Genomic DNA, 25,512 nt, shown 5'->3' with positions numbered 1-25,512 from the left:
GTCGGCGACCCGCAGGGCCCGGCCGAGCCTCACCCCGCCCGATGCCGCATCAGCCGCGTCGGCGGAGGAACTTGCGGAACTCGCCCCACGGCCGAGCATTGAGCACGTCCCGCCGCGTCAGGCCGCCCCGCCGCGCCTGCATCACCCCGAAGCGCATTGCTTCGAGACCATTTATGCTATGCGCATCCGTCGAAATAACAATGGGGACTCCGTGCCGTTTCGCGGCCGCGCAGGCCGTGTCGTTGAGATCGAGCCGCCGGGGATGGGCGTTCAGTTCCAGGGCCTTGCCGTGTTCGGCGGCGGCGGCGATCACCGCTTCCAAATCGACCTCGTAGGCGGGCCTTTCGCCCAGCAGTCTGCCCGTCGGATGCGCGATCGCCGACACGTAGGGGTGGCGCAGGGCGTCCACCATTCGTTGCGTGATGCGTTCCCGCGCTTGGTTTTGTCCGAAATGAACGCTGGCCACGACCCAATCGGCCTGGGCGAGGACTTCGTCGGGCAGATCCAGCCCGCCCTGTTCCAAGATGTCCACTTCGATCCCCTTCAGGATGTGGATGCCGTCGATCTCGGCGGAGATGCGGTCGATCGCCTCCCACTGGCGGAGGACTTTTTCGGGGGTCAATCCGCCGGCCACGGTCACGCGCTGCGAGTGATCCGTGATGGCGATGTAGGCGTAGCCTCGCTCCTTGGCCGCCCGCGCCATCTCCTCCACCGTGGCCATGCCGTCCGTCCAGGTGCTGTGCATGTGCAGGTCGCCGCGGATGTCGTCCAGGGTGATCAGCTCGGGCAAACCCTCGCCCAAGGCCCAGTCGAATTCCCAACGTCCTTCGCGGAGTTCGGGAGGAATCCAGGGGAGGCCCAACGCGGCATAGACGCCCTGCTCGTCTTCGCCCGCGATGCGTTCCTCGCCGCGAAACACGCCGTATTCATTGATCTTCAGCCCGCGTTCCTTGGCCATGCCGCGCAGCACCACGTTGTGCTCCTTGGAGCCGGTGAAGTATTGCAGGGCGGCGCCGAAGGAGTCTTCGGGGACGACGCGCAAATCGGCGTTGAGGCCGGCCTGAAGTTCGACCGCCGCCTTGGTGGTCCCTTCGGCCAAGACCCGCCGCACGCCGGGAAACTTCTCGAAATGCCGCATCACCGCCTCGGGGTCGTCGGCCGTGGTCAAAATGTCCAAGTCGCCCACGGTCTCCTTGCCGCGGCGATAGCTTCCCGCCGGTTCGCAGCGCCGCAGCCCCGGCGCGGAAGCCAGGTAGGCCGTCAGATCGCGGACGAGCTGGTCGGCTTGGTACCACAGGATGCGTTGCGACTCGGCCATGGCCGCGCGAAGCCCCTTCAAGATGTTCTCCTCCGTCTTGGCGCCGAAGCCTTTCAGTTCCCGCACGCGATGGGCCTCGCAAGCCGCCAGCAAATCCTCCAGGCCGCAGACGTCCAGTTCGCGATAGAGCACGGCCGCCCGTTTGGGCCCCAAGCCTTGCACGCGGAGCAGCGAGAGCACACTTTCCGGAAACTCCGCCTTCAGTTCCTCCAACAACGGCAGCGTGCCGGTGCTCAAGAGCGTCGCGATCTTCTCGGAGAGATCGTCGCCGATGCCGGGCAGCTCACGGAGGTCGCGTCCCGAGTCGACCCACTGCGAGAGCGGTTCTACGAGATCGCCGATGGTTCGCGCCGCGGTGCGGTAGGCCCGGATGCGAAAGGGATTCGCCCCTTGGAACTCCAGCAGGTCGGCAACCTGATCGAAGACCGCGGCGATTTCGGCATTGGTCACGGCGGAGATCCCTCGGCATTAGGCATGGATGCAGGGCGCGGTACTCCCATTGACGTAGAGCGTTCCCGCAAGTGACATTGTACGCCTCGGCCGCGAGGCGGAAACATGCGTTGCCCGCCGCCTCCGCCGCCGCTTTACTCGGAGGCTCGGGAACGGCGCGCAAACGGGCCGCGCGGCGGGAGTCGCGGCCGGCCAAGCCCCCGGTCGCCCGTACGTGCGGCCGATCCGCCTGCCGGCTTGCGGCAAGGGCACCGATCCATCCCGGCCGGCGACACCCTCCGCCGATTGACCGCCGATGTGTGGATTTGTACAGTATAAAAAGGCGCGGCGAAGAGGAAGACCCTCGTTTCGGAGAATCGCCATGAATCGGCCCGAGAACTTGACCGAGCGGCAGAACGAAATCTACCAGTTCATCCGCAAGAAGATTCTGACGCGGGGATACGGCCCCACCGTGCGCGAGATTGCGGAGCATTTCAATATCCGCTCGCCCAACGGGGTGATGTGCCACCTGCGGGCTCTGGAGGCCAAGCGGTACATCGCCCGATCGCCCAATCTTTCGCGGGCGATTCGCCTTTTGGGGGATCGCCCGGCGGCGGAGAGCGTCCAGCGAACCAACGAAGATCGCAAAAACGGCCTGCCTTTACTGGGGCGGATCGCGGCGGGCCGCCTGCACGAGGCCGTCGAAAACGCCGAGTCGATCGATTTCCATCACGTCTTCGACAATCGCCGGGGCAACCTGTTCGTGCTGCAAGTCCACGGCGACTCGATGATCGACGCCCAAATCGCCGACGGCGATTACGTCGTCGTGCGACGGCAAGAGACGGCCGAGCCGGGCAGCATCGTGGTCGTCCTCACCGACGACAACGAAACCACGCTCAAACGCTGGTTTCCCGAGCGGCATCGCATTCGCCTTCAGCCCGCCAACAAGAAGATGAAGCCGATCTACGTCCGCCAAGCGCGGGTACTTGGCGTGGTGGTGGGCGTTGTGCGAAAATTGGGGGCTTAGAGCCGCCGACCCCAACCACCCAGGGGATCGCGTCGGGCCGGCGGATGCGCGCCGCCCGGCCGTTGCTTGGAAGTACGGGGGTTCCCGAAACGGAGCGGCGGGACCGCGGAGAGGCGGAGGACGCAAGGACGGCGGGAACGCAGGGCGGCGGGAACGCAGGGCGGCGGATGCCGGGTCTTGCCGTGGTTCCTCAGAGTCCTCGGCGCTGCGAAGTCCCCTCCCGTTGCGACTCCGCGTTCCGAAATCCGCTGATCCGCGTTTCCAAGCCGTGCGCATCGGCGCAATCGTGAAGGGCAAGGGAAAGGGAAGCGACGGATGGCCGTCTCCGAACATGAGATTCGCAAAGTCGCCCTCTTGGCACGACTGGAGCTGACGCCGGAAGAGACCCGCTTGATGGCGTCGCAATTGAGCCGCGTGCTGGAATACATGGAACTGCTCGGCGGCGTGGACACCGAGGGCGTGGAACCGCTGGCGCACGCCGTGGAAGTGACCAACGTCTTCCGCGAAGATCGCGTCGTTCCCGGTTTGGATCGCGAGTCGGCCTTGGCCAATGCCCCGCATCGGGATGAAGAATGCTACCGTGTGCCCGCCGTGCTGGGCGAAGCCTGAGCGCCGCGCGAGCCGGGGCGAGGGCCGCCGTCGGCAAGGGCGTCCGCGGCGTAACCGTAGGGGCATCGAGCAGGATCGGATGGAACGACATGGCATCGTTGTGTGAACTGACGGCCGCCGAACTGTCGGGCCGACTGCGCCGCCGGGAGTGCTCGGCCGTGGAGGTCGTTCGGGCATGTCTGGATCGTATCGCCGCGGAGGACGCGACGGTGGGGGCGTTTCTCTGCGTCGAGCCGGAATGGGCTTTGGCCCAGGCTGAGGCCGTCGATCACCGCCGCCGTGCCGGTGAAACGCTGGGACCCTTGGCCGGCATCCCCGTCGCGATCAAGGACAATCTGTGCGTGCAAGGCCGGGTGACGACGTGTGCCTCGCGGATGCTGGCGAACTTCCGTCCGCCCTACCATGCCACGGTCGTGGAGCGCCTGTTGGCGGCGGGGGCGGTCATCGTCGGCAAGACCAACCTGGACGAGTTCGCCATGGGGGGATCGACGGAAACGTCCGCCTTTCACCCCACGCGAAACCCTTGGGACGCCGCCCGCACCCCCGGCGGTTCCAGCGGCGGGGCGGCCGCCTGCGTCGCCGCCCGAATGGTGCCCCTCTCGGTAGGCTCCGATACCGGCGGCTCGATCCGCCAGCCGGCGGCCTTGTGCGGCATCTCCGGCCTGAAGCCCACCTACGGCCGCGTCAGCCGCTTCGGACTGGTGGCCTTCGCCAGCAGCCTGGATCAGATCGGGCCGCTGGCCCAATCGGCGGAGGATTGCGCCCTGCTGCTGGAGACCCTGGCCGGACACGATCCTCGCGACTCCACCTCGCTGGATCGCCCCGTGCCGAACTACGTCTGCGAACTGGAGGGATCGCTCAAGGGCCTCCGCATCGGCTGGGTGCCCGACCATTTCACCGAAGGCCTGGACCCCGAGGTGGCCGAGGCCGTCCGCGAGGCGTTGCGGGCGTATGAAGGGTTGGGAGCCGAGCTGGTCGAGGTCACGCTGCCGCATGCCCGATTCGCCGTAGCCGCCTATTACATCATCGCCCCCAGCGAGGCCTCCAGCAACTTGGCCCGCTACGACGGCGTCCACTACGGCTACCGCACGGACGAAAAGGCGATGCTGGCGGAGTTGGAGGAGGAGCGTCGGGCGTTGCAGGCGGCGGGCGACGCCCAAGCCCTGGACGACTTGGACTCGGCCCTGGTGCGGCTCTATCGCCGGACCCGGGCGGAAGGCTTCGGCGCCGAGGTCAAACGGCGGATCATGCTGGGGACCTACGCCCTCAGCGCCGGCTATTACGACGCCTATTACCTCAAGGCGTTGAAGGTGCGGCGTTTGATCCGCGAAGACTACGACCGGGCTTTCGCCAAGGTGGACGTGATCGCCGGCCCGGTCACGCCCGCCCCCGCTTTCCGGCTCGGCGAAAAAATCAGCGACCCCCTGGCGATGTACCTGTTCGACCTGTACACGGTGGGCGCCAACCTGGCCGGGCTGCCCGCCCTCTCGATCCCCTGCGGGTTCAGCCGGGAGGGCCTGCCCATCGGGTTGCACCTCCAGGCGCCGGCATTGGAAGAGGGGCGTTTGCTGCGGGCGGCGCACGCCTTGCAACAGGTTACGGACCGGCACCGCCGCCGTCCCCCCTCCCCCGGCCCCGGCGGGACGGACATTCGCGGTTGAAGGAGAAGGGCGTGGCATCGTTACCGTACACCATCGTGGTGGGCTTGGAAGTCCACGTGCAATTGCTGACCGAGAGCAAGCTGTTTTGCGGGTGCTCGACCAAGTTCGGCGCTCCCCCCAACACGCAGACGTGCCCCGTGTGCATCGGCATGCCGGGCGTGCTGCCGGTGATGAACCGCAAGGCCTTTCGCTTGGCCCTCAAGGCCGCCGCCGCGCTGCATTGCCGGATCGCCTCCTTCACCAAGTGGGACCGCAAAAACTACTACTATCCCGATTTGCCCAAGGGTTACCAAATCAGCCAATACGACCTCCCCTTGTGCCGCGAGGGCCGGCTCGACGTGCCCGGAGAGGACGGCGTCGAGGATCGCCGCATTCGCATCATCCGCGTGCATTTGGAGGAGGACGCGGGCAAGAGCTTGCACGACGAAAAGGCCGGCCGGGCCGACAGCCGCATCGACCTCAACCGTGCCGGAACGCCGCTCTTGGAGATCGTCACCCATCCCGACATCCGCTCCCCCGCCGAGGCCAAGGTCTTCTTGCAAGAGCTGAAACTGCTGCTCAATTACCTCGAAGTCTCCGACTGCAACATGCAAGAGGGAAGCCTCCGCGTCGACGCCAACATCAACCTGCACATCCCCACGCCGAACGGGACCGTCGCCACGCCGATCGTCGAAGTGAAGAACATGAACAGCTTTCGGGCCGTGGAAAAGGCCTTGGCCTACGAGGCCGTGCGGCAGTGGGAGACCTTTCAGGAGACCGGCCGCAAGTTGGGCGAAGTACCCAAGCAGACCCGCGGCTGGGACGAGCACGCCGAAGTCACGCGACCCCAACGATCCAAGGAGGAATCCAGCGACTATCGCTACTTCCCCGAACCGGACTTGCTGCCTATTACCGTGAGCGAGGAGGAGATCGCGGAGGTCCGGGCCTCGCTGGGGGAATTGCCCGCCGATCTGCGGCGAAGGCTGCGGCAGGATTACGGCCTGAACGCCTACGATGCCGACGTTCTGGTGAACCAAGGGCGTTTTACCGTGGAGTATTTCCAGCGGCTGGCGGCGGCCTCCGGCGACGCCAAGGCGGCTGCCAATTGGATCCAGCAGGACGTGCTCCGCGTACTCAACGAGCGGCAAATCGCGATCACCGAGTTCCCCATCGCGCCGGAAACCCTGGGCGAGGTCTTGCGGATGGTCCGCGAGGGGCGTTTGGATACGCTCAAAGGCCGGCAGGTCTTCGCCTATATGCTGCAACACGGGGTCGGCCCGCAAGATGCCGTCGCCGCCCTGGGGATCACGGAGGTGGACGACGCCGACCTTCAGGCCCTCTGCGAGGAGCTGCTGGCCGCCAACCCCAAGGTGGTGGCCGAGGTTCGGGCGGGGAAGGAAAAGGCCTTGGGCAGCTTGGTCGGCCAGGCCAAGAAACGCAACCCCAACGTCAATCCGGCCCGCGTCAAGGAGATCTGTCTGGAGCGGATCGCGCGGATGTGACGGCGGACGGCGAGGACCGCCCCATGAGGATCATCACCCTCCTCACCGATTTCGGCTCCAAGTCCCATTACGCGGCGGTCATGAAGGGCGTGATGCTGTCGCTCAATCCCGCCGTGCAATTCGTGGACATCACGCACGAGGTGCCGCCGCAGGACGTTTTCCGCGGGGCGTGGCTATTGGCCGAGGCCGCCCCGTATTATCCGGCCGGCACCATTCATCTGGCGGTGGTCGATCCCGGGGTGGGGACGGATCGGGCGTGCGCGGCCGCCAAGCTCGGCGATCAGTTCTTCGTGGCCCCGGACAACGGCCTGCTGGGCATCGTATCCCGCCGCCTGCCTGTGGTCGAGGTCGTCCGCCTGGAACGGCCGGACTACCGCCGGACCGTGGTGTCGAACACGTTTCACGGGCGAGACATCTTGGCCCCCGCCGCCGCCCATTTGAGCCTGGGCGTGCCGCTCCGCGAACTGGGGCCCCGCATCGAGGCCGTGCAATCGCTCCCTTTCCCCGAAGTCGCACGGGGCGACGATCATGTCGAAGGGTGCGTGATCTGGGTGGACGACTTCGGCAACTTGGTGACGAATATCCGCCCCGAGAACCTGCCCGACGCCGCGTTGGGCAACGCCGTGGTGACCTGCGGCGACCGCCGGGTATGCGACTGGGTGAACACCTACGCCGAACGGCCGGTCGGTTCGCATGTGGTCCTCTTCGGTTCTTCCGACTATTTGGAAATCGCCGTGGTGCAAGGCAATGCCGCCGCCGATCTGGGAGCCCGGCCGGGCACGCCGGTCCGCGTTCAGTGGTGACGCCGGCCGCTGCCTGCCGCTGCGATCGACCGATGCCGCCCCACGAAGCGTGGCATCGCGCTCGCCCTTCTCCTTGAAGGTGCCGCCATCCCCGGCATCTTCACCCATTCGCTCCCTGAACCCATTCGCTCCCGAATACGAATAGGGATTCCGACGAGGGCTGCCGGGTTGCCCAGGGGTTCCCTAACCAGGGGTTCCTAACAACAAGTCGCCGGTTGAAATCGCCTCGACGGGCAACAAGAATAGGGAGCCTTTCGCCGGTATCAAGGATTCGGTCGCCCCCACGGAAACTGTTTGCAGTGCGAAGCTTCCCGAGTAAAGCGGCATCCTCACGCAAACGGTCTTTCCGGGCGGTCGCGGCGGACCCGTAAGCGGGAGATCAGTCATGGTTGTGAACCAACGCGGCAAACAACGTGGTTCTGCGCTCTCGCGGCCGCAATGTCCAACAAGCCGGCTGGCGGTTGTCGGCGTGCTGTTCGTTTGGGCATGTAGCCCGCTTCCGCTCTTCGCCGAAAAGCCCCGGCAACTGGAGCCGCTGAAGGTCAGTGAGAACGGTCGATTTCTGGTGACGGCATCCGGAGAACCGTTTTTCTGGCTGGGCGACACGTGCTGGCACATGTTTGGCAAGAGCGTTCATGAGGACCGGGACGACCAGCCGTCGGTCGAGCGGTACTTCGCAAACCGTGCCGAGAAGGGTTTCACCGTCATCCAATCCGTCTTGGTCCGCGAGCCGATCGGCGGTTCCTTACGGAATGCCTACGGTTTTAAGCCTTTTATTGAGGATGATTGGTCGCGTCCCCTGGTGCAGCCCGGCGAAAACGACGATTACTGGGACCACGTCGATTGGTGTGTTCGGGCGGCCGAGCGGCACGGGCTACGTTTGGCGATTCTGCCGATGTGGCTTCAGTCGATCCCGCGGGGCCATCCCATGGAGACCCGCCCCGAGGTTGCCTACCGCTATGGGGAATTCCTCGGCAAGCGTTACGGGCGCGAGACGCATATCATTTGGGTGTTGGGAGGTGACGCCTACGAGCAGGGACGCAACGTCGATAACCCGTCGCGATTGGCCCTGGTGCGGGCCGTGGCCGAGGGCATCGCCGACGGTACATGCGGCGTCGATCATTTCGACGGCAAAGCGAACTGGGATGCGGTGTTCATGACTTTTCATCCGCCGGGCGGCAATCGTTCCTCGGGACAATGGCTGCACGATGAGCCGTGGCTGGATTTCAACATGATCCAAACCACGACGCGATTCCGCTTCCAGAATTGGAAGACGGTCAGCGCCGACTACCAACGCCGGCCGCCGAAGCCTACGCTCGATGCCGAGGTCGCCTACGAAGACTCGCTTTCGCTCAATCAACAAGAGCCGCAGGACCGCCGTATCCGTCCCTGGGACGTCCGCCGTGCCGCCTACTGGAGCGTTTTCGCCGGCGGTTTCGGGTTCACCTACGGCCATCGCAGTTTCATCGGTTGGATGCGCAAAGGCGAAACTTATCGCTATGGGGCGCACATCCCCTGGTACGAGTCGCTCGATGCCCCCGGTGCTTTTCAAGTCGCACATTTGCGGCGGCTGATCGAATCGCGGCCGTTCCTTACACGCATTCCCGACCAGTCGCTGCTGACGGATGATCTCGGCGGCGGAGATGATCACTTGCAAGCGACGCGAGATGAACAGGGGCGATACGCGATGGTCTATTCCCCCATGGGCCGCGCGTTCACGGTGAAGGCCCATTCGCTGGTCGGCCCATCTCGCCGGGCCTGGTGGTTTGATCCGCGGACCGGCAAGGCGACACCCATCGAGGGCGATTTCTCGGGAGACGAGTTGCACTTTACCCCGCCGACTCAGGGAGAGGAACAAGACTGGGTCTTGGTGCTCGACGCCGCCGCCGAGAACTTCCCGCCGCCGGGCAGCACCTCGAACTGAGAAGCGGTGAGCAGAGTGCAAGTCAGCAACCGATAGCGGGACGCGGGGCGGCAACCGGGGCCGGCCCGGCCTCCCTCGTTGCTTGGGCTTCCCTTGGGGAGACGCTTGCGGCCCTTGTTCGGAAAGGTCCTCCACGTAAGCACTTATCACACCGTGACCAATTAGATTCATCCCGGCTTTTGCTTATCGATGCGACGCCGATCACCCGGCGGTAACCTCGCCTCAAGGCAACGACCGCGGCATCTCCGCAACCCAAACCAAAAACTCAGTCACCGGCTGTTGCAGCCCCGCGGCCCCCCTCCCTGGTGTGGCTGAGGGAAGGCTGACCGCCTCCAGGCGGACCCGGCCCGGGCGGCCCGTCTTAGCCATCCCTTGGTTTCCCGATCAGCGGTTATCTGGTCAGTGATTTAGGCTTATGGCCCGGCAAGCCTTATTGGCCGTTGACGTAATTCAGGGGAATCGGGATACTTGAAACGGGAAACTCGGACGCCGCATGGAGAACAAGGGAACCTGTTCCATAGAGGGGTATCAAGGGCGAGTTGATGAGTGAAGCGAATCATCCCGACTGGCGCGCATACGCGGAGGAGATGGCTCAGCGAGCGAAGGCCGCCTCCATGGAGTTGGCTCGGCTCGCGCCCGGCGTCAAGCAAAAGTGGTTGCAACAATCGGCACGTCTGCTGAAGGAGCGCTCCGTGGCCTTGGCGGAGGCTAATCACCGGGACGTGGCTGCCGCGCCGTCGTTCGGCCTGACGGACGCCCAGGTCGATCGCCTGAAACTCACGCCCGCGCGGATCGAGGCCATGGCCCGCGCGTTGGAAGAGGTCGCGCTGCTCCCCGAACCGATCGGCGAGGTGATTTGGTCCTCGGTGCGGCCGAACGGGCTGCTGGTGCAAAAGGTGCGGGTGCCGCTGGGGGTGATCTTTTTCATTTACGAGTCCCGGCCCAATGTGACGGCGGATGCCGCGGCTCTGTGCGTCAAGAGCGGCAACGCCGTGATCCTTCGCGGCGGCAAAGAGGCGGCGCATTCCAATCGGGCCATCGTGGAAGTGATGATGGAGGCCGGCGCCGACGTCGGCCTGCCCCTCGATTCCGTGCAATTGGTGGGAACGTCCGAGCGCGAAGTGGTGGGCCACTTCTTGAACCTGCCCCAGTATATCGACCTTGCCATCCCCCGCGGCGGCGAGAGCCTGATCCGCCGGGTGACGGCCGAGGCCAAGATGCCCGTCATCAAGCACTTCACCGGCAATTGTCACGTGTATATCGACGCATCCGCCGATCCCGACTTGGCGGAGCGTATCACCGTCAACGCGAAATGCCAGAGGATGGGCGTTTGCAACGCCGCCGAGTCGCTGCTCTTCCATCGCGCCGCGGCCGACGCCTTGCTGCCGAGGATTTGCGCGGCCCTGGCGCGGCACGGCGTCGAAATTCGCGGCGACGAAACGACGTGCCGGCTGTTTCCCCAAGCCAAACCGGCGGTGGAAGAGGATTACTTCGCCGAGTATTTAGGGCCCATCATCTCCGTCAAGGTGGTGGAGGATCTGAACGCGGCGATCGAGCACATCAACCGTTACGGATCGAAGCACACGGACGCCGTGGTGACGCGGGATTGGAACGCCGCGTTGGAGTTTTGCAGGGCGGTCGACAGCTCGGCCGTGATGGTCAACGCCAGCACCCGCTTCAACGACGGCGGCGAGTTCGGCTTGGGGGCGGAGATCGGCATCAGCACCGACAAGTTCCACGCACGCGGCCCCTGCGGGTTGAACGAGCTGACCAGTTACAAGTACGTGGTGTTCGGGGAAGGACAAGTCCGGGAATAGGAAGCACGCGGGATCGACGGAGCGTTTCGGCGCGAGTTCGCGGGATCGGGCGCGTTGACGGCGCGACAGAATGCGGCGGCCCGCCGCAAACCCGGTCCCCGCCGAGCAGGAAGCCTCCTCGAATCAGGAAACTCTCGCCGGACGAAGGGAAGGGATGCCATGTCGTCCGATGATGTCTTGACGCAAGCGGAAATCGAAAGCCTTTTGGCGGGTGTGGGCAAGCCGGCGGGATCGGCGGCGGCCCAATCCCCCCCAGGCTCGAAGCCTCCTCAGCCCTCTTCGGGACCTTCCGCGCCGCCGGCCAAAACGCAGGCGACCCCCGAAGCCCCACGCCGCGCGCGGGAGAAGGTCATCCCCTACGATTTCAAGCGGCCGGAGCGGGTCGGCAAGGAGCAAATGCGGTCCTTGCAGACGCTCCACGAGGGCTTCAGCCGCAATTTCGCGGCCGGGCTGTCCGCCATGTTGCGATCCATGGTGGAGGTCAAATTGACCAGCGTGGATCAATTGACGTACAGCGAGTTCGTCTTCAGCCTGGACAACCCCACCTGCTTCAACCTGATCCGCGCGGAACCGCTGGAAGGGCACATCATTCTCGACATCAACCCGTCGATCCTCTATCCCATGATCGACCGGTTGCTGGGCGGCGGGCGCGAGCCTACCCCCATCTCGCGCAGGCCGTTGACGGAAATCGAACGCCGCCTGGTCGGACGCATCACCAGCCTATTTTTGGAGGAATTGAAGCGGGCTTGGGAAAACGTGGTCGTGTTGCAACCGGAAGTGGTCCGCGTGGAGAGCAATCCGCAATTGGTGCAAATCGTGCCGCCCAACGAGGTCGTCGTCCTAGTCAGCTTCGAATTGACGCTGGGCGAGATTCGCGGGATGGCCAACCTCTGCATCCCTTATAACAGCATCGAGCGGATCGCGAGCAAGCTCTCCGCCAACAGTTGGGCCTCGTACGGCAAGCGGCAGGCCTCGCCCGAGGCCGGTGAACGGATCGGCAAAACGCTCCGCGGCTCCCGCGTGCAAGTGGTGGTGGAATTGGCCAAAACGAGCATTACGACCGGCGAATTGGTGAGCCTTCGCGTAGGCGACATTATCACCACCAAGAAGGACGTTCACCGCCCCCTCTTGGTCAAGGTCCAGGGAGTCCCCAAGTTTTACGCCCGCCCCGGCATCTTCAAGGGCCGCAAGGCCGTCTGCATCGAGGAAATCATCTCCGACGCGGGCCAGGCGATCGGAGATTGAGCCGGGCGGCCCTTGAGGGAAGACTCGATCCTGGGGTGCCCGCCCAAGGCCCCGCGGCGGCGATTCCCCGCCAGGCCGCGTTCGCTTCGAGCGCCCGCCGTTTCGCGGCACGGCCATGCGCGCGATTTGACTTTCGAGGCGCCGTCTGGTAGCATAAGGGCGCGATTGTTTGGGGGCCGGTGTCGTCGTCGCGGCGTCGAACGCCGCATTGCGGCCCCATCTCCGTCAGCCCAATCGGTTCCGGACTCGTTGTTATCCGGACGCGTATCCTCGTACGCCATCCTCGTGGGTACCGGCAGGTTTTTCGGGCGAAGTACATACGACGCATGGTCGTCGTCGCGCGGGCGGTAGTTTCTCGATCCGCGGGGCGTGAGGATTCTCGATCGACGGGCCGCGGGCCGGCCTATTCGCACTGCGGCCCTTGGGCGACGATGAAGCGGACGGCCCTCCGCGAGGTGCGGCCGGACCGGCGACCGTCCCAGGCTTGAGGCGGGTCCCCCGGCCCGGTGAAAGGAAAGGTGGTGCCATGACGTTCATCCTGAAAGACTGCGCGCTCATCGCCTTGGCGAGCGGCCGGCACGCGATCAATCTGGGCGAGCTGAAATCGATTCTCGGCTCCATTCCGGCCGACTCGATCTACCATCACTTCTGGGGCGGTCTCTTGCACCCCCGATTCGACGACCCGGAGTACCGCAACGATTTCGCGGTTTGGGTGCACCGTGAGCTGCACGATCACGTCTTGGCCGAGCGCTTGGCGATCATCGACCCGGCGGATTTCGAAGACCTGGAAATGCTGCGGATCTCCTTGATCGACCTGATCGAGGAACGGATCGACGAGAAAGAACTGTTGAACTGGCTTCCCGCCGGCGCCCCCTTCCACTTTCTGCGGTCGCGGATCGTGGTCTTCGATTCCGGCATGCGCGCGGAGACGCCGGAGGATTTGTACCGGCTCCTGCCGCGGCTCTCGTCCGGTTGCATCTTCTATCACTGCATCGACGCGCGGCGGAGAAACTCCGATCATGTGGATGATTTCTCGGTATGGCTGCGCGATTTCGGAGAGCCGTGCGCGGCGCTTTGTGACCGCCTGGCCGAAATCGACCCCTATTTCGGCGGCCTGACGGAGTTGCGGAGTCAGATCGAGGAGGTCTTTGCAAGCATTTACGGAGGTGCCGCCTGATGAGCAGCTTGCTGGAACGCTACAGCGAAACCGCGGGGCCGGAGGCCGTCGAGCAGTTGCGGCAACTCGCCGCACCCCTCAGAGGCTACCGCATCGTGCATGTCAATTCCACGCGGACGGGCGGCGGCGTCGCCGAAATCCTGAACCAGTTGGTCCCTTTGCTGACCGAGCTGGGTCTGACCGTGGAGTGGCATGTCATCGAGGGCACGCCCACCTTCTTTTCGTGCACCAAGAAGTTTCACAACTGCCTGCAAGGCGGAGGCGAGCCGCCCACCCCCCATGAATTGCACGAGTATGAGCGCGTCAACGGCGAGAACGCCGAGCGGCTGCACGACGTGCTCCGCGACGCGGACCTGGTGATGATTCACGACCCCCAACCGGCGCCGCTCTTGCAATTCACGCCCGCCCGCAAAGGCCGCTGGATCTGGCGTTGCCACATCGACGCCGGCCGGCCGGTCCGCGCGGTGTGGCACTATCTGCGGCGATTCTTGCGGGATTACGATGCGAGCATTTTTTCCCTGGCCGATTTCGCGCGGGCCTTACCGCACCCTCAATACCTCATCGCGCCCGCCATCGATCCCTTCAGTCCCAAGAATTGCGAGTTGTCGGACGAATTCATCGCGGACGTGCTGAGCGATTTCGGTCTCGACCCGGAGCGTCCGCTTTTGCTCCAGGTATCGCGGTTCGATCGCTTCAAGGATCCGGTGGGCGTGATCCAGGCCTTTCGCATGGTCAAACCGTTCTTTCCCACGGCGCAGTTGGTATTGGCGGGCGGGAGCGCCGACGACGACCCGGAAGGGGCGGCGGTCCTGGCGGAGGTCCGCGCCGCCGCCGAGAGCGAAGCGGGATCCGTGCTGATCCTGGAACTGCCGCCCGACGCGCACCGCATCATCAACGCCCTGCAACGCGCCGCCCGAATCGTGATCCAGAAATCGACCAGGGAAGGTTTCGGCTTGACCGTGGCGGAGGCCCTCTGGAAAGGCAAGCCGGTCATCGGCGGCAACACCGGAGGAATTCGCCTGCAAGTGGTCAACTATCACACGGGCTTTTTGGTCAATAGCCCGGAGGGCGCAGCCATGCGGATTCGCTACCTCCTCCGCAATCCCGAGGTCACGGCGCGGATGGGCGAAGTGGGGCGCCGCCACGTGCGTGAAAACTTTCTCATGTCGCGATTGGCCCGCGAGCACCTCACCTTGATGAACTTCCTGCTCCATCGCGATTCGGAACGCATCGACATGACGCAATGGAATTCCTGAAACCGGATATCCGCCCGGAGGCTTTCCTCGCCCGCTTGGCCGCGGGGGCGCGCGGCGTCCTGCTGTGCGACTACGACGGGACGTTGGCCCCGTTTCGCGACGTCCCCGCCGAAGCCGTGCCGTATCCGTGGGTACCCTCCCTGCTGGAGGCGATTTCCGCGGCCGGCACACGCGTGGTGTTGGTGACGGGCCGAGCGGCCGACGACTTGGCCGCGGTCTTCCCCTTGAAGGGGCTTGAAATCTGGGCCGCGCACGGGCGCGAGCGACGATTCCCGGACGGCCGGGCGAGCGTGCTGCCCGTCGCACCGGCCGCCGAGCGCGCCCTGAACGATGTGCACGAACGGCTCGTCGCCGCGCTTCCCGCCGCCCGCTGCGAGCGCAAGCCGGGGGCGTTGGCCGTGCACGTCCGCGGTCTGTCTGCCGAGCAGGTCGCCCGAACGGAACGCCGCGTGCGCCGCCTCGCGGAGACGCCGGAGGCCGGACCGCTTCGACTGCTCCCCTTCAACGGCGGTTGGGAGTTCCGCGCCGCGGGCGCCGACAAGGGTCTTGCGGTGAAAGCGATTCTGGAGGAAGAGCGCGAGGGCGAGCCGGTCGTCGCCTATTTGGGTGATGATCGGACCGACGAGGACGCCTTCTCCGCGCTGGGTCCGCGGGGATTGAGAGTGTTGGTTTCGGCCGAGCCGAGACCCACCGCCGCCGACCTTCGCTTGAACGGCGAGGAGGAAGTGCGGGAATTCCTCGCGCAATGGTTGCAGAGTGCAAAGGAGGGTTGCCATGCAGGATAACCGCCGATCCCGTTTATTGATCGTTTCCAATCGACTGCCCCTGAAAGTGGCGGCCGGCGCCGACGGCAAAGCCGCCGTCGAGCCGGGTTCCGGCGGCCTGGTGACCGCCCTGGCCCCTGTCCTTCGCAACCGCGGCGGGACCTGGATCGGCTGGCCGGGCGTGAACGCGGAACAATCGCCCGACAACCTGTCCGAGCTGATGGAACAGGCCGGCGCCAAGCTGGGATACCGCATCCGGCCCGTCTCCCTCACGAGGAAGGAAGTGAAGCTCTTCTACGAGGGCTTTTCCAACGAGGTCCTATGGCCGATCTTCCATGACTTCCCCAGCCTGGCCGAATTCGATCCCGCCTATTGGGACGCCTATCGAGCGGTGAATCGCAAGTATGCCGAGGCCGTCGCCGAGCACGGCCGGCCGGGAGACTTCATCTGGATTCACGACTATCAATTGATGCTGGTCGCCGATGAATGCCGCAAGCTGGGAGTGGACGGTTTTTTCTCCTTTTTCCTCCATATCCCGTTTCCCTCCTTGGGGATGTTCTTGAAAATCCCCTGGCGGACGGAGATTCTGCGCGGGTTGTTGGCCTACGATCTGCTGGGCGTTCAGACCGCCTGGGACCGACGCAACCTGATGGACTGCGTGCGAAGCCTCATGCCGGAGGTCGTGTGGCGCGGCAGGGGGCGCGTGGCCTCGACCTCGCTGGAGGGCCGCGACGTGCGGATCGGCGACTTCCCCATCTCCATCGACTACCGCGGATTCATGCGGCAGGCCAAGAGCGAGCCGGTACTGCGTGCGGTCCGCGCCATCCGCAAGAATCTGGCGGGACGCACCGTGATCCTCGGCGTCGATCGCCTGGACTACACCAAGGGCATCTTGTATCGCCTGGCGGCGTTCCAGGACGCCTTGAACCGTTATCCCGAGCTGCGCGAAAAGACCACCTTGGTGCAAGTCGCCGTCCCCAGCCGAACCGGTGTTCCCCAATACAAACGGCTCCGCGCCCGGATCGAACGCCAGGTCGGCCGGATCAACGGCCGGTTCACCCGCCCCGGCTGGATCCCCGTGCACTACATCTATCGGTCCTTGTCTCGGGAAGAGCTGCTGGGCTACTACCGGGCGGCCGACATCGCCTTGGTAACGCCCCTCAAAGACGGCATGAACCTGATCGCCAAGGAATACTGCGTCACAAACGTGGACAATGACGGCGTGCTGATTCTGAGCGAATTCGCGGGGGCCGCCTCGCAGCTTCAGATCGGCGCCTTGCTGGTGAATCCCTTCGACGTGATCGGAACGGCCGATAGCATTTATCGCGCCTGCAAGATGCCCGCTCATGAACGCAAATCCCGGATGCGCAAGATGCGCGCCGCGATCCGCAAGCAAGACGTCTTTTGGTGGGTGGATTCTTTCCTCCGCAGCGCCATCGCCAAGGACCTGAGCGAATTCCCGGCCCTGGAGGAATACTCGCCGCTGGTCTCCGCCGAGGCCGTCGAAACCTGACGGGCATTACCTGTTCGCGCGGTGCTTCCGCCGCCGGCTCACCCCGGCGGCTGGGAATGTGCCATCGGCCCCGGGCGAGAGCCGAGCGCGGCAATGTCGGCGACTCTGATCGTCGCAGCGATTGGCGGTCGTTATTCGGGGCCGCTACAATGGTCGGCGCAACGCACCGGCCGAGGTCTGCCGCTTGGAGCGTTCCGCGAACAGCGCGCGGCACCGGCCTTCGTCGATGGATGCCGCCCCCGTTCAGCCGTGAGGGAACGCCCATGCCGCGGTTCGCCTTGGTTCGCCGTCCGTTCGTCCGTGCGATCGACTCCCGCCGCCGGGATTTCTTCATGGCAGGCCGTTCCGGGGCCGAACGACGACGGCCTCGCTCGGCCTTGCGATGGACCCTCCGTCTCTTGCCGCTTGCCTTGGCGGCCGCGCCGTGGGGACCGACCGTCGCACGCGCCGCCGAGCAAAGGCCGGTCCTGGAGCTGGTTTGGTCTCGCGAGTCGGTTCCGGCCTACGAAAAGATCGAAGCGGAAGTCCGCTGTGACCGCGAATATGCCCGACCGTGCGACCCGCGGCAGGTTGCGCTGGACGTGCTTTTGGTCGATCCCGAGGGCAAGAAGGTCGTGCTCCCCGCCTTCTGGATGCAACCGTTCGAGCGACGGACGATCGGGCGCGACGATTGGTTTTATCCCGTGGGCAAGGCGGGTTGGTTCGTACGATTCGCCCCGCAACGGGAAGGGGTCTATCGGGCCAAGGCCGTCTTGCGCGACGCCGCGGGCGAGACCGCTTCGGCCGAAACCACGTTCCGCTGCGAGGGCTCGTCCGGCCGCAGCTTTCTTCGGGTTTCTCCCCGCAATCCGCGTTTCCTGGCTTGGGGCGACGGTACGCCCTTTTTCCCCGTCGGCCAAAACTTGGCGTTCATCGGCAACGGGCAGTATTTCAATCTCAGCCGCGCGGAGGATGCCTTCGCCAAGCTCTCACGCAACGGGGCCGATTTTCTCAGAATCTGGACCTGTTGCGAGGATTGGGCCTTGTGCTTGGAGGGCCGCAAAAGCGCCTGGACGCGAACGTGGAGCTGGAATCCTCCCATCGTCGATTTGCCGGAAGGAACGGCTCCGCCGCCCGACTCCGCCGCCGCCGGCGAGCTTGCTCCGCGGAAGGTCGTGCAGTGGCAGGGCGGGCGCCCGCTCCGCCCGGAGCCTCCGCATCCCGTCGCCGTTCGGCCGAACGGCGAGTATCGCCTGGAATTGGTTTTCCTGGTGCGGTCCCCAGGCCGGTTTCGCGGCCGATGCCTGGGGCGGGAGTTCACCACCGAACTGTCGGCCGACGCGGCCGGCCGCTGGACGACGCTGAGTTTTCCCCTTCGCGCGGGCGGCGATGCCTGGTGGCTCGGACCGATCGAGTTGCAATGGGACGTGGAAGGTGCCGTGCATTTGTACCGATTGGAACTGCGCGAGGCGGCCGGCGGGCCCAATCTGCTCCCGGAGGCCGATCCGAACTTACCCGTGTTGGGCTGGTACCATCCTCTCGACTGCGCCCAACTCGATCACCTCGTTCAGGCGGCGGAAGCGGCCGGGATCGTGCTGCAATTGTGCCTGCTCACGCGCGACCTTTACATGCACCGGCTGAAGAACGCGGGCGATCCCGCCTACGACGCCGCCATCGCCGACGCCCAACGACTGATGCGCTACGCGGTGGCGCGCTGGGGGTATTCGCCGGCGGTCGGTGTGTGGGAGTACTGGAACGAAATGGACCCGGGCTTGCCCACCGATCGCTTCTATCGGGAATTGGGCGACTATCTGGAAGCGACGGACCCCTACCGCCGGCTTCGCGCCACGAGCACATGGGGGCCTTCGCCCAAGGATTGCCGGCATCCTTCCTTGGACATTGCCCAGGTGCATTATTACTTCCGCCCGACGGACCGAGGCCGCATCGCCGATATCACCGCCGCCGTCGTGGATCGGACGGCCTTTCTCCGGGAACACGCGCCCGAAAAACCCGCGCTGATCGCCGAGTTCGGTTTGGCCGACGATCGCTGGGGTGAAGACCCCGACATGCGACGCGACGAACGGCTGTTGCATTTCCGCCAATCGCTTTGGGCTTCGGTGGTGTCCGGAACATCCGGGACGGTCCTCTTCTGGTGGTGGGATCGATTGGACCGGATGGATGCCTACCCGCATTACCGGCCGGTGTCGCGATTCGCGCAAGGCATCCCCTGGACCGACCCCGACCTGCGACCGCTCTCGATTCCGCCGCCGGGGCAAGGCGTGCGCGTCTTGGGCCTGCGGACCGATCGGGCGGCCTACCTGTGGATGGTTCGCGACGGCGCCACGTGGTCGGCTCGGCAGCGCGGCGAACCCCTGCCCGAGGCGAAGGCGGCCGCCGTCAGCGGGCTGTCTTTGCCGGCCGGGCGCTACCGCGTCCGCTGGTGGAATACACAAACGGGGGAAGTGTATCAGGAGGTTCCGTGGTCCCCGGCAGCTTCGGATGCCGTCCTCACAACGCCGCGTTTCGCGGAGGATCTGGCCGCCGAGATCCTTCCCACGGATGCCGCACCGTGAACCGTCGGCTTGACGCCTGGAGACCGTAGGCGAATCGTTGGCAGGAACGCGCCGGCGCGGGCCTCAGCCGGCCCCGACACACGCCGGTGGCTTCGGGAGACTCCACACCCGCGACGTCATGCACCAACGCGAGAATGCGTAAGCCGCTGCCGTCAACCTCAGCTATCCCGGGCAAAGACGTGTGAGGCTCGGGTGCCGGCTCGAAGCGGAAGCACGGTTCCGGGGTTCAGCGCCGCAACCGTGCCACGGCGAGGCTCAGCAGGTAGGCTCCTCCGGCCGCCAGCACGATGGCCGCCTCGGGACTGACCGGCGTCCCGTACACGGCGATCCGCGGCAACGTGGCCAGCACGCAGCACAGCAACGTGCTGCCGGCGATCAGGCGCCCCATGCCGGTGACGTGCCGAGCCACGGCGGCGGCGGGCAGGCACAGCAAGGCGATCACCAGGATCAGACCCACCACTTGCGTCAGGCAGATGACCGTCAGGGCCATCAAACAGAGGAGCACGAGATTGACGCGGGCGACGGGCACGTTTTGCAGTCTCGCCGATTGCGGGTCGAGGCAGACCGCCAAGAATTGTTTGTGGTACAGCAGAACCACCACGAGGATCACAACGTCCAGCCCCGCCATCCAAATCACGTGCGACCAGGGGACGACGGCGAGATTGCCGAAGAGGTAGCTCATCAATTCGCCTTGGTAGCCGGGCGTGAACTTGATGAGCAGGATGCCGGCGGCCATGCCCACCGCCCAGAGCGCGCCGATGATCGTGTCGCTCTGCTCTTTGGCCCGCTCGGTGACGACATTGATAATCACGGCCGCCAAGAGGGCCGCCGCCGTGGCCCCGTGCAGCGGTTCCATCCATCCGCAGTATTGCGGGAAAGCATGGGCGAGAAAGAAAGCCGCTCCCACCCCGCCCACCGCGATATGCGCCAGGGCGCCGCCCAGGAACACGATGCGCCGCGTGACGACATACGGGCCGATGATGCCGCAAGCCGACCCCGCCAACAAGCCGGCGATCAGCCCGCTCAACAGGAACGGGTTCACGGACATATCGCGGAAGAAATCGATCACGGGACCGCTCCTCCCGCTTCGGCATTCCCCTCGGCCGGCGGCGCGCGTCTCGCTTCAGACTGCTCCGGTCCATGAACGGGGCACGCACCCTCGGCGTTTTCCGCCGCGGGCAGGCATCCCTGATCGCAACCGGGATCGTTGAGGGGGCAGCAGTCCGCGTGCCGCATCAACCGGACGTGATCGTGATACAGCCCGAAGAACAGCTCGCGGCTCACGTCGTCCACGGCATGGACGCTGAGGCGCCGGTTGAGGCACGCCACCCGCTTCAAGTGCCGCGAGACGAAGCCGATGTCGTGACTGACGATGACGATCGGCAATCGCCGGTTCAGTTGGTGCAACAGATCCGTGAGATTGCGTTCCACGGCGGGATCGATCCCCGCCGTCGGCTCGTCCAAGAGGAGAAGCCGCGGTTGGGTGACCAAGGCCCGCGCGATGAGAACGCGTTGCCGCTGTCCGCCCGAGAGCGTGCCCAATCGCCGGCCGGCCAGATCGGCCACGCCCGTCTGCCGCAGCGCCTCCAAAGCCGCCTCGCGATCCGCCCGAGCGTAGCGAAATCCCCAACGCGCGTGCGAGATGCGGCCTGCCAGGACCACGTCGAGCACGCAGGCGGGGACTGAGGTGTCGATGCGGGCATGTTGCGGCACGTAGCCGATCCAATTCCGCACGGCGGCCGGCGGACGCCCGAAGACGGTGACGCTGCCGGATTGCGGCTCCAGCAACCCCAACAGCACTTTCAAGAGCGTCGTCTTGCCGGCCCCGTTCGGCCCGATGATGCCCAGGAATTCGTCGCGGTAAATCTCTAGGGAGACGTCCTCGAGCACGGGGATCCGCGATCCGCCGTCCTCCGCAGGGTAGGCGAAATACACATGCTCCAGCCGCACGATCGCCGCGCGATCGTCCCGCACTTCCGTCGTCGCCGGAGCGGCCGGTTTATTTTCGTCGAAGGGCACGGCGAGCCTGCTGAAAACTTGAGACGAACAAGCGACCCGAGACAGCGCGGCGTCTCTCTCCGCGGGCCGACACCGACAGCCCGTCGCACACCGGCACCCGAGTACATCTAAGCAGCGATATGGGCCGGCATCTAAGCCGCGATATGGGCCGGCGAACGGGAAGCGACGCCGCCTCCCCTATTCGCCTATTCTCACCCGCTTCCTCCACGATAGGCGGATACGAGCAGATCGGCAAGGCGACGGAGTTCGGCGACGGGGTCGGGAGCCAGCGGGTCGGCCTGCTCGATTCGGAGTTGGGCCGTTTGAGCCACCGCCTGCGCCGCCCGCGACGAGATTTGAGGCTGCGTGAGAATCAGCTTGACCGCCGTCTTGGCGGCCGACTGTTGCAACTCGGAAAGCTCGCGGTCGGTCGGCTCCTTGCCGTCTTTCTCGATCGCGACTTGGTTCAGTTCGTAGTCGGCGGCAAAGCATTCCCAAGCCGGGTGATAGACGAAAAACGTTTGCCCGCGGAGGGGCGCCAGCTTGGCCCTCAATTCGGCGTCCAGGGCATCCAGCTCGGAGCTTACCGCCTGCAAGCCGGCCCGATAGACCTCGCCCCCGGCAGGGTCGATTTCCTCCAGCACCCCGGCCACCGTCTCGGCCTGGGCCTTGAGCAACCGAGGGCTGAGCCAAATATGGAACGGCTCGTCATGGGCGTGATCGTGCTCGTGCTCGGCGTGTTCTTCGTGGTCGTGGTCGGCGTGTTCTTCGTGGTCGTGCGTTTCCTCGTGCCGGTCCCCGCTCGCGATCAGACCGCGCCGCGCTAGGTCCTCCCGCAAGTCCACGACCCGCGCGTTGCCGTTTTTCAAAACCGCGCGGGAGGCGGGGCTCTGTTCGAAGGGCATGCCCAAGGCAAAGAACACGCGTGACCGGGCCAGCCGGGTCACATCGGCATCGCTGATTTGGAAGGTGTGCGGGTCCGACCCGCCCGCAATCATGACCTCTACCTGCACCCGATCGCCGCCGATCCGCCGGACCAGCCAAGCCTGCGGGACCAGGCTGACGGCCACGACCACGCCCTGCGGCCCGCTGACCGGCTCCGCCTTGCGACAACCGCTCAGCAACGGCGCCGCCAGAAGGGCGGCGACGACAACCGCCGCGCTACGAACCGGGCGCTCACGAACGGAAACCTCGACGGGTCCTCGCTTTGAGGCGAAGAACTGCGGAAAGGGATTCAGCGGCATCGCGTAACGTCCTCGCGACAAAAGGGGATCGGGAGAGACCAAAACAGCCATTGTAAAGATGTACGCTTCGCGGTTCGATACCCGCGGAGCATTCCACGACTTTCGCCTGTTTCGCCGCCTATTGTTTCCTCAAATGGCTAACGTGAAAGGATTTATGGATTTGAGAATCGTGCCTGTAACGCATTCTTTTTGCGTCGGTCGTCCGGAAGGAATCCGCACGTTGCGTTCTCGGAGCGAGAGCACCGGCGGCGGCAGGCGTTCCTATCCGGTCCCGCTGCGGGCGACCGTTTATTTATCACAATATTAGTAGGGAATTTAGCGCTTGCCTTTTACCTTGAGCTTGGTATCTTTTGTTTTAGAAACGGCAATTACGCCTGACGAAAACTTTCCGTGGTCGAAGGAGAATGGATCGATGGCAAAACTCGCCGGCTCGTTTGCCCTGATTATGGGTGCCGTGGGATTGGCTTACTTGGCCTCGGGCCAAGGTTTCGCCGGATCCACTTGCCCCGCGTCCGGTTGCGGCGGTGAAAAGACGGTCGCCGCCCAAACGACATCCCACGAAGGCTGCTGCCCCGGCAAGAAGGGGACTGAGGCTCAAACGGTTTCCGCATCATCGGAATCCCCCTGTTGCGATTCCGAAGCCGCCTGTTGTGCCGAAGGCCAGGCTTGCTGTGCAGAAGGCAAGGCGTGCTGCGCCGACAAGTCCTGCTGCGAGGCTGCCGCTTGCCCCGTGAGCGACACCGCGTGCCCGAAAGAGGGTTGCGGCGGCAAGGGTGGCGAAAAGCAGGCTGACGCCTCCGCCGAGGGCACTCCGGTGCAGCCGGTTTCTTATTCCGCGCCTGAGGGGAAAAAGGAAGGCAAGGCGAAGAAGCCGGATCTGACCTGCCCTGTGATGGGCGGCAAGGTCAACCCGGAGGTCGCCACCGAATACAAGGGCGGTAAAGTCGCGTTCTGCTGCCCGGACTGCATTCCGGAATTCAAGGAACACACGGCCAAGTATGCCGCCAAGGCCAACGCCCAGTTGGTGAGCACCAAGCAGTATGTGCAAAAGGCCTGCCCGCTGACGAGCCGTCCTGTTGCGGAAGGCAAGAGCGTCAACTTGGGCGGCATCCCGGTGGGCGTATGCTGCGGCGGCTGCCAGGGCAAGATAGAGAAGGCCGAAAATGACGACGCCCGGCTGGCCTTGGTCTTCAGCGACGCGGCCTTCGAAAAGGGCTTCGCCAAGCGGGAAAAGCCCGCGGAAAAGAAGACTGAAAAGGCCGAATGAGGCCGATTGAGACACTGAACCTCGCGAGAGGTTGATACCCGATCCCCTTTGTCCCTCCCGGAAGCGGCCGCGTCCCGAATGGATTGTTTGGGGCGCGGCTCATTTTTTGCGCTCGCACGGCTTGGGGCGAGGCCCCAGCTCATCCGCCGAACAATTGTGTGTAATGCGTGCCGACCCGACCGACGCCGACCCGCTTGTGGTTCCCCAGCATGTTTTTATGATGGCCGGGGCTGTGAAACCACCCTTCGTTGACGGCGTTGCCGTCAGCATAGCCCGCCGCGATGTTCTCCGCGGAGGCCGTGGTGCCGAAGAGTTTGGCGCGATCCCACGGGCTGGTCTTGCCGGGTACCGGAGACTCGTGGGAGAAAAAGCCGAGCGTCTTCATGTCGTTGGAATGATCGCGAGCGGCCGCACACAGCCGCAGATCGATCGCCACGGGAGCAAGTCCGAGCAACGTTCGGGTGAGATTGAGCGCGGTGATCGCCCGGGCCTCTTGCTCGTCGATGCGGCCTGCCAACCGGGCATTGGCGGCAAGGACGTCCCGGGTAAGCGGCGGCATGGGGGCGGCCAATCCCGCCGCCAGCATCTCCTCCCCGAGTAGGAACTTTTCGAAGGAAGGCGGTTCCTCCGGTCGCTCTTCCTTGGGTGCGGCCTCCCACAACGACCGCAGGCACCGTTCCCAAAGCCCGCCCAAGTCGGATAGCTTCTCGCGCTCCCTGGGGATGGCGGGCAGCGACGCGCGAACGTCGTCCGGCGCGATCAGCAGCAGCTCCCGCAATCTCTGCATGGCCGGATCGGCCGTGCGGCGAATCAGATCACCGCTGAAGTCGGGCCGTTGTTGCAGGCCGAGCACGAGGGCGCGCAGGGCGGCCACCTCTTCCATCGGCGTTTTCTTCGCCTTTTTTCCCGCCGACTGAACCGCTTCACGATAAAACAGTTCATGATATCGCCGTACCTGCGGTCCCAATTCCCGTTCGATGACTCCCAGGACGGCCTCGGCCGCCGCCGGTCCCCGCGCCGCGGCTTCTTCGACCAAGCGGCGGCGTTGGTCGGGATCGCCTTTGGCCGCGCGAAATCGGGCCTGAAAAGCAGCCAATTCCCGCGACGAGAACGGGTCGCCCGGCGTCTCCGCCCTAGCGTGCGTCAGGCCGCAGCCCAGACGGGTCGTCGGTACGACGACGAGGGCAGCCGCAACGCGGAGGAACCTCCGTCGGGTGGGGCGGCGATTCGCCCACGTTTCGGCCGGTTGATGGGCGCCGCCAAAGGCCGCGATAATGGAGATTCCCAACGGGAATAGAATACGCATGACCGAGGAACCTCTTCGTCGGCGTGGAAGGGAGGTCTTTTCCCGCCGGGTTTTCCGGCAACGAGACCTCGGAACGGGGGAACCTCTCCAGCCGGCGTGACGGGAGCGGAAAGAAAACGAA

At 65.0% G+C, this 25,512-nt stretch carries 19 protein-coding genes; 14 read left to right on the top strand and 5 right to left on the bottom strand.

Translation table 11 applies throughout. The features are described from left to right. Window positions 1-49: 49 nt before the first annotated feature. A complete protein-coding gene (gene polX / locus ACZ5B4_RS14870) occupies window positions 50-1,768 on the bottom strand; it encodes a DNA polymerase/3'-5' exonuclease PolX (RefSeq protein WP_464912017.1) in 1,719 nt (572 codons plus the stop codon). A gap of 361 nt (window positions 1,769-2,129) precedes the next feature. Here polX and lexA point away from each other — a divergent pair, with 361 nt between their 5' ends. The 13 genes from lexA (at window position 2,130) to ACZ5B4_RS14805 (ending at window position 19,576) form a co-directional block, all read left to right on the top strand. Continuing rightward, a complete protein-coding gene (gene lexA, locus ACZ5B4_RS14865; RefSeq protein ID WP_464912016.1) occupies window positions 2,130-2,774 on the top strand; it encodes a transcriptional repressor LexA in 645 nt (214 codons plus the stop codon). A 315-nt stretch (window positions 2,775-3,089) separates the two neighbouring features. After that, the gene (gene gatC, locus ACZ5B4_RS14860; RefSeq protein WP_464912015.1) at window positions 3,090-3,383 is read left to right on the top strand and encodes an Asp-tRNA(Asn)/Glu-tRNA(Gln) amidotransferase subunit GatC; all 294 of its coding nucleotides are present in this window, start codon (window positions 3,090-3,092) and stop codon (window positions 3,381-3,383) included. An 89-nt stretch (window positions 3,384-3,472) separates the two neighbouring features. Further along, on the top strand, window positions 3,473-5,044 hold the full coding sequence (gene gatA / locus ACZ5B4_RS14855) for an Asp-tRNA(Asn)/Glu-tRNA(Gln) amidotransferase subunit GatA (RefSeq protein ID WP_464912014.1): 1,572 nt from the start codon (window positions 3,473-3,475) through the stop codon (window positions 5,042-5,044). An 11-nt stretch (window positions 5,045-5,055) separates the two neighbouring features. Next, entirely contained in the window at window positions 5,056-6,525 is a 1,470-nt protein-coding gene (gene gatB / locus ACZ5B4_RS14850) for an Asp-tRNA(Asn)/Glu-tRNA(Gln) amidotransferase subunit GatB (protein ID WP_464912013.1), read from the top strand. 23 nt (window positions 6,526-6,548) lie between these two features. After that, a complete protein-coding gene (locus ACZ5B4_RS14845; RefSeq protein ID WP_464912012.1) occupies window positions 6,549-7,328 on the top strand; it encodes an SAM hydrolase/SAM-dependent halogenase family protein in 780 nt (259 codons plus the stop codon). A gap of 385 nt (window positions 7,329-7,713) precedes the next feature. Beyond that, window positions 7,714-9,252, top strand: a complete 1,539-nt coding sequence (locus ACZ5B4_RS14840) for a glycoside hydrolase family 140 protein (protein ID WP_464912011.1) — start codon at window positions 7,714-7,716, stop codon at window positions 9,250-9,252. A 542-nt stretch (window positions 9,253-9,794) separates the two neighbouring features. Then, complete coding sequence (locus tag ACZ5B4_RS14835) at window positions 9,795-11,069, top strand: glutamate-5-semialdehyde dehydrogenase (protein WP_464912010.1); 1,275 nt, start codon at window positions 9,795-9,797, stop codon at window positions 11,067-11,069. A gap of 159 nt (window positions 11,070-11,228) precedes the next feature. Further along, window positions 11,229-12,314: a flagellar motor switch protein FliM gene (fliM, locus tag ACZ5B4_RS14830; protein ID WP_464912009.1), complete on the top strand. Its 1,086-nt coding sequence runs from the start codon at window positions 11,229-11,231 to the stop codon at window positions 12,312-12,314. A 526-nt stretch (window positions 12,315-12,840) separates the two neighbouring features. Further along, the gene (locus ACZ5B4_RS14825; protein WP_464912008.1) at window positions 12,841-13,491 is read left to right on the top strand and encodes a DUF5752 family protein; all 651 of its coding nucleotides are present in this window, start codon (window positions 12,841-12,843) and stop codon (window positions 13,489-13,491) included. Continuing rightward, the gene (locus ACZ5B4_RS14820) at window positions 13,491-14,747 is read left to right on the top strand and encodes a glycosyltransferase (RefSeq protein WP_464912007.1); all 1,257 of its coding nucleotides are present in this window, start codon (window positions 13,491-13,493) and stop codon (window positions 14,745-14,747) included. The genes ACZ5B4_RS14825 and ACZ5B4_RS14820 overlap by 1 nt, the downstream gene beginning before the upstream one ends. After that, complete coding sequence (gene otsB, locus ACZ5B4_RS14815) at window positions 14,735-15,532, top strand: trehalose-phosphatase (RefSeq protein ID WP_464912006.1); 798 nt, start codon at window positions 14,735-14,737, stop codon at window positions 15,530-15,532. The genes ACZ5B4_RS14820 and otsB overlap by 13 nt, the downstream gene beginning before the upstream one ends. Beyond that, entirely contained in the window at window positions 15,522-17,024 is a 1,503-nt protein-coding gene (locus ACZ5B4_RS14810) for an alpha,alpha-trehalose-phosphate synthase (UDP-forming) (protein WP_464912005.1), read from the top strand. The genes otsB and ACZ5B4_RS14810 overlap by 11 nt, the downstream gene beginning before the upstream one ends. 263 nt (window positions 17,025-17,287) lie before the next feature. Next, entirely contained in the window at window positions 17,288-19,576 is a 2,289-nt protein-coding gene (locus ACZ5B4_RS14805; protein WP_464912004.1) for a hypothetical protein, read from the top strand. A gap of 226 nt (window positions 19,577-19,802) precedes the next feature. On the opposite strand, the gene ACZ5B4_RS14800 is transcribed toward ACZ5B4_RS14805, so the two are convergent. From ACZ5B4_RS14800 to ACZ5B4_RS14790, 3 genes are all read right to left on the bottom strand, one after another. Continuing rightward, entirely contained in the window at window positions 19,803-20,645 is an 843-nt protein-coding gene (locus tag ACZ5B4_RS14800; RefSeq protein ID WP_464912003.1) for a metal ABC transporter permease, read from the bottom strand. Continuing rightward, window positions 20,642-21,595, bottom strand: a complete 954-nt coding sequence (locus ACZ5B4_RS14795) for a metal ABC transporter ATP-binding protein (protein WP_464912002.1) — start codon at window positions 21,593-21,595, stop codon at window positions 20,642-20,644. The genes ACZ5B4_RS14800 and ACZ5B4_RS14795 overlap by 4 nt, the downstream gene beginning before the upstream one ends. 191 nt (window positions 21,596-21,786) lie before the next feature. Continuing rightward, entirely contained in the window at window positions 21,787-22,818 is a 1,032-nt protein-coding gene (locus tag ACZ5B4_RS14790; RefSeq protein WP_464912001.1) for a metal ABC transporter solute-binding protein, Zn/Mn family, read from the bottom strand. Between the two features lie 412 nt (window positions 22,819-23,230). Between ACZ5B4_RS14790 and ACZ5B4_RS14785 the strand changes: the two genes are divergently transcribed. Then, a complete protein-coding gene (locus ACZ5B4_RS14785) occupies window positions 23,231-24,085 on the top strand; it encodes a hypothetical protein (protein ID WP_464912000.1) in 855 nt (284 codons plus the stop codon). Window positions 24,086-24,224: 139 nt separating this feature from the next. Here ACZ5B4_RS14785 and ACZ5B4_RS14780 read toward each other — a convergent pair whose 3' ends face one another. Then, window positions 24,225-25,391 (bottom strand): CAP domain-containing protein, encoded by a 1,167-nt coding sequence (locus ACZ5B4_RS14780; RefSeq protein WP_464911999.1) that lies wholly within the window; start codon window positions 25,389-25,391, stop codon window positions 24,225-24,227. Window positions 25,392-25,512: the final 121 nt, after the last annotated feature.

The organism is Thermogutta hypogea, from assembly GCF_055386265.1.
The sequence above is the reverse complement of the archived record's forward strand: the minus strand, read 5'-3'. Positions and strand labels throughout refer to the sequence as shown.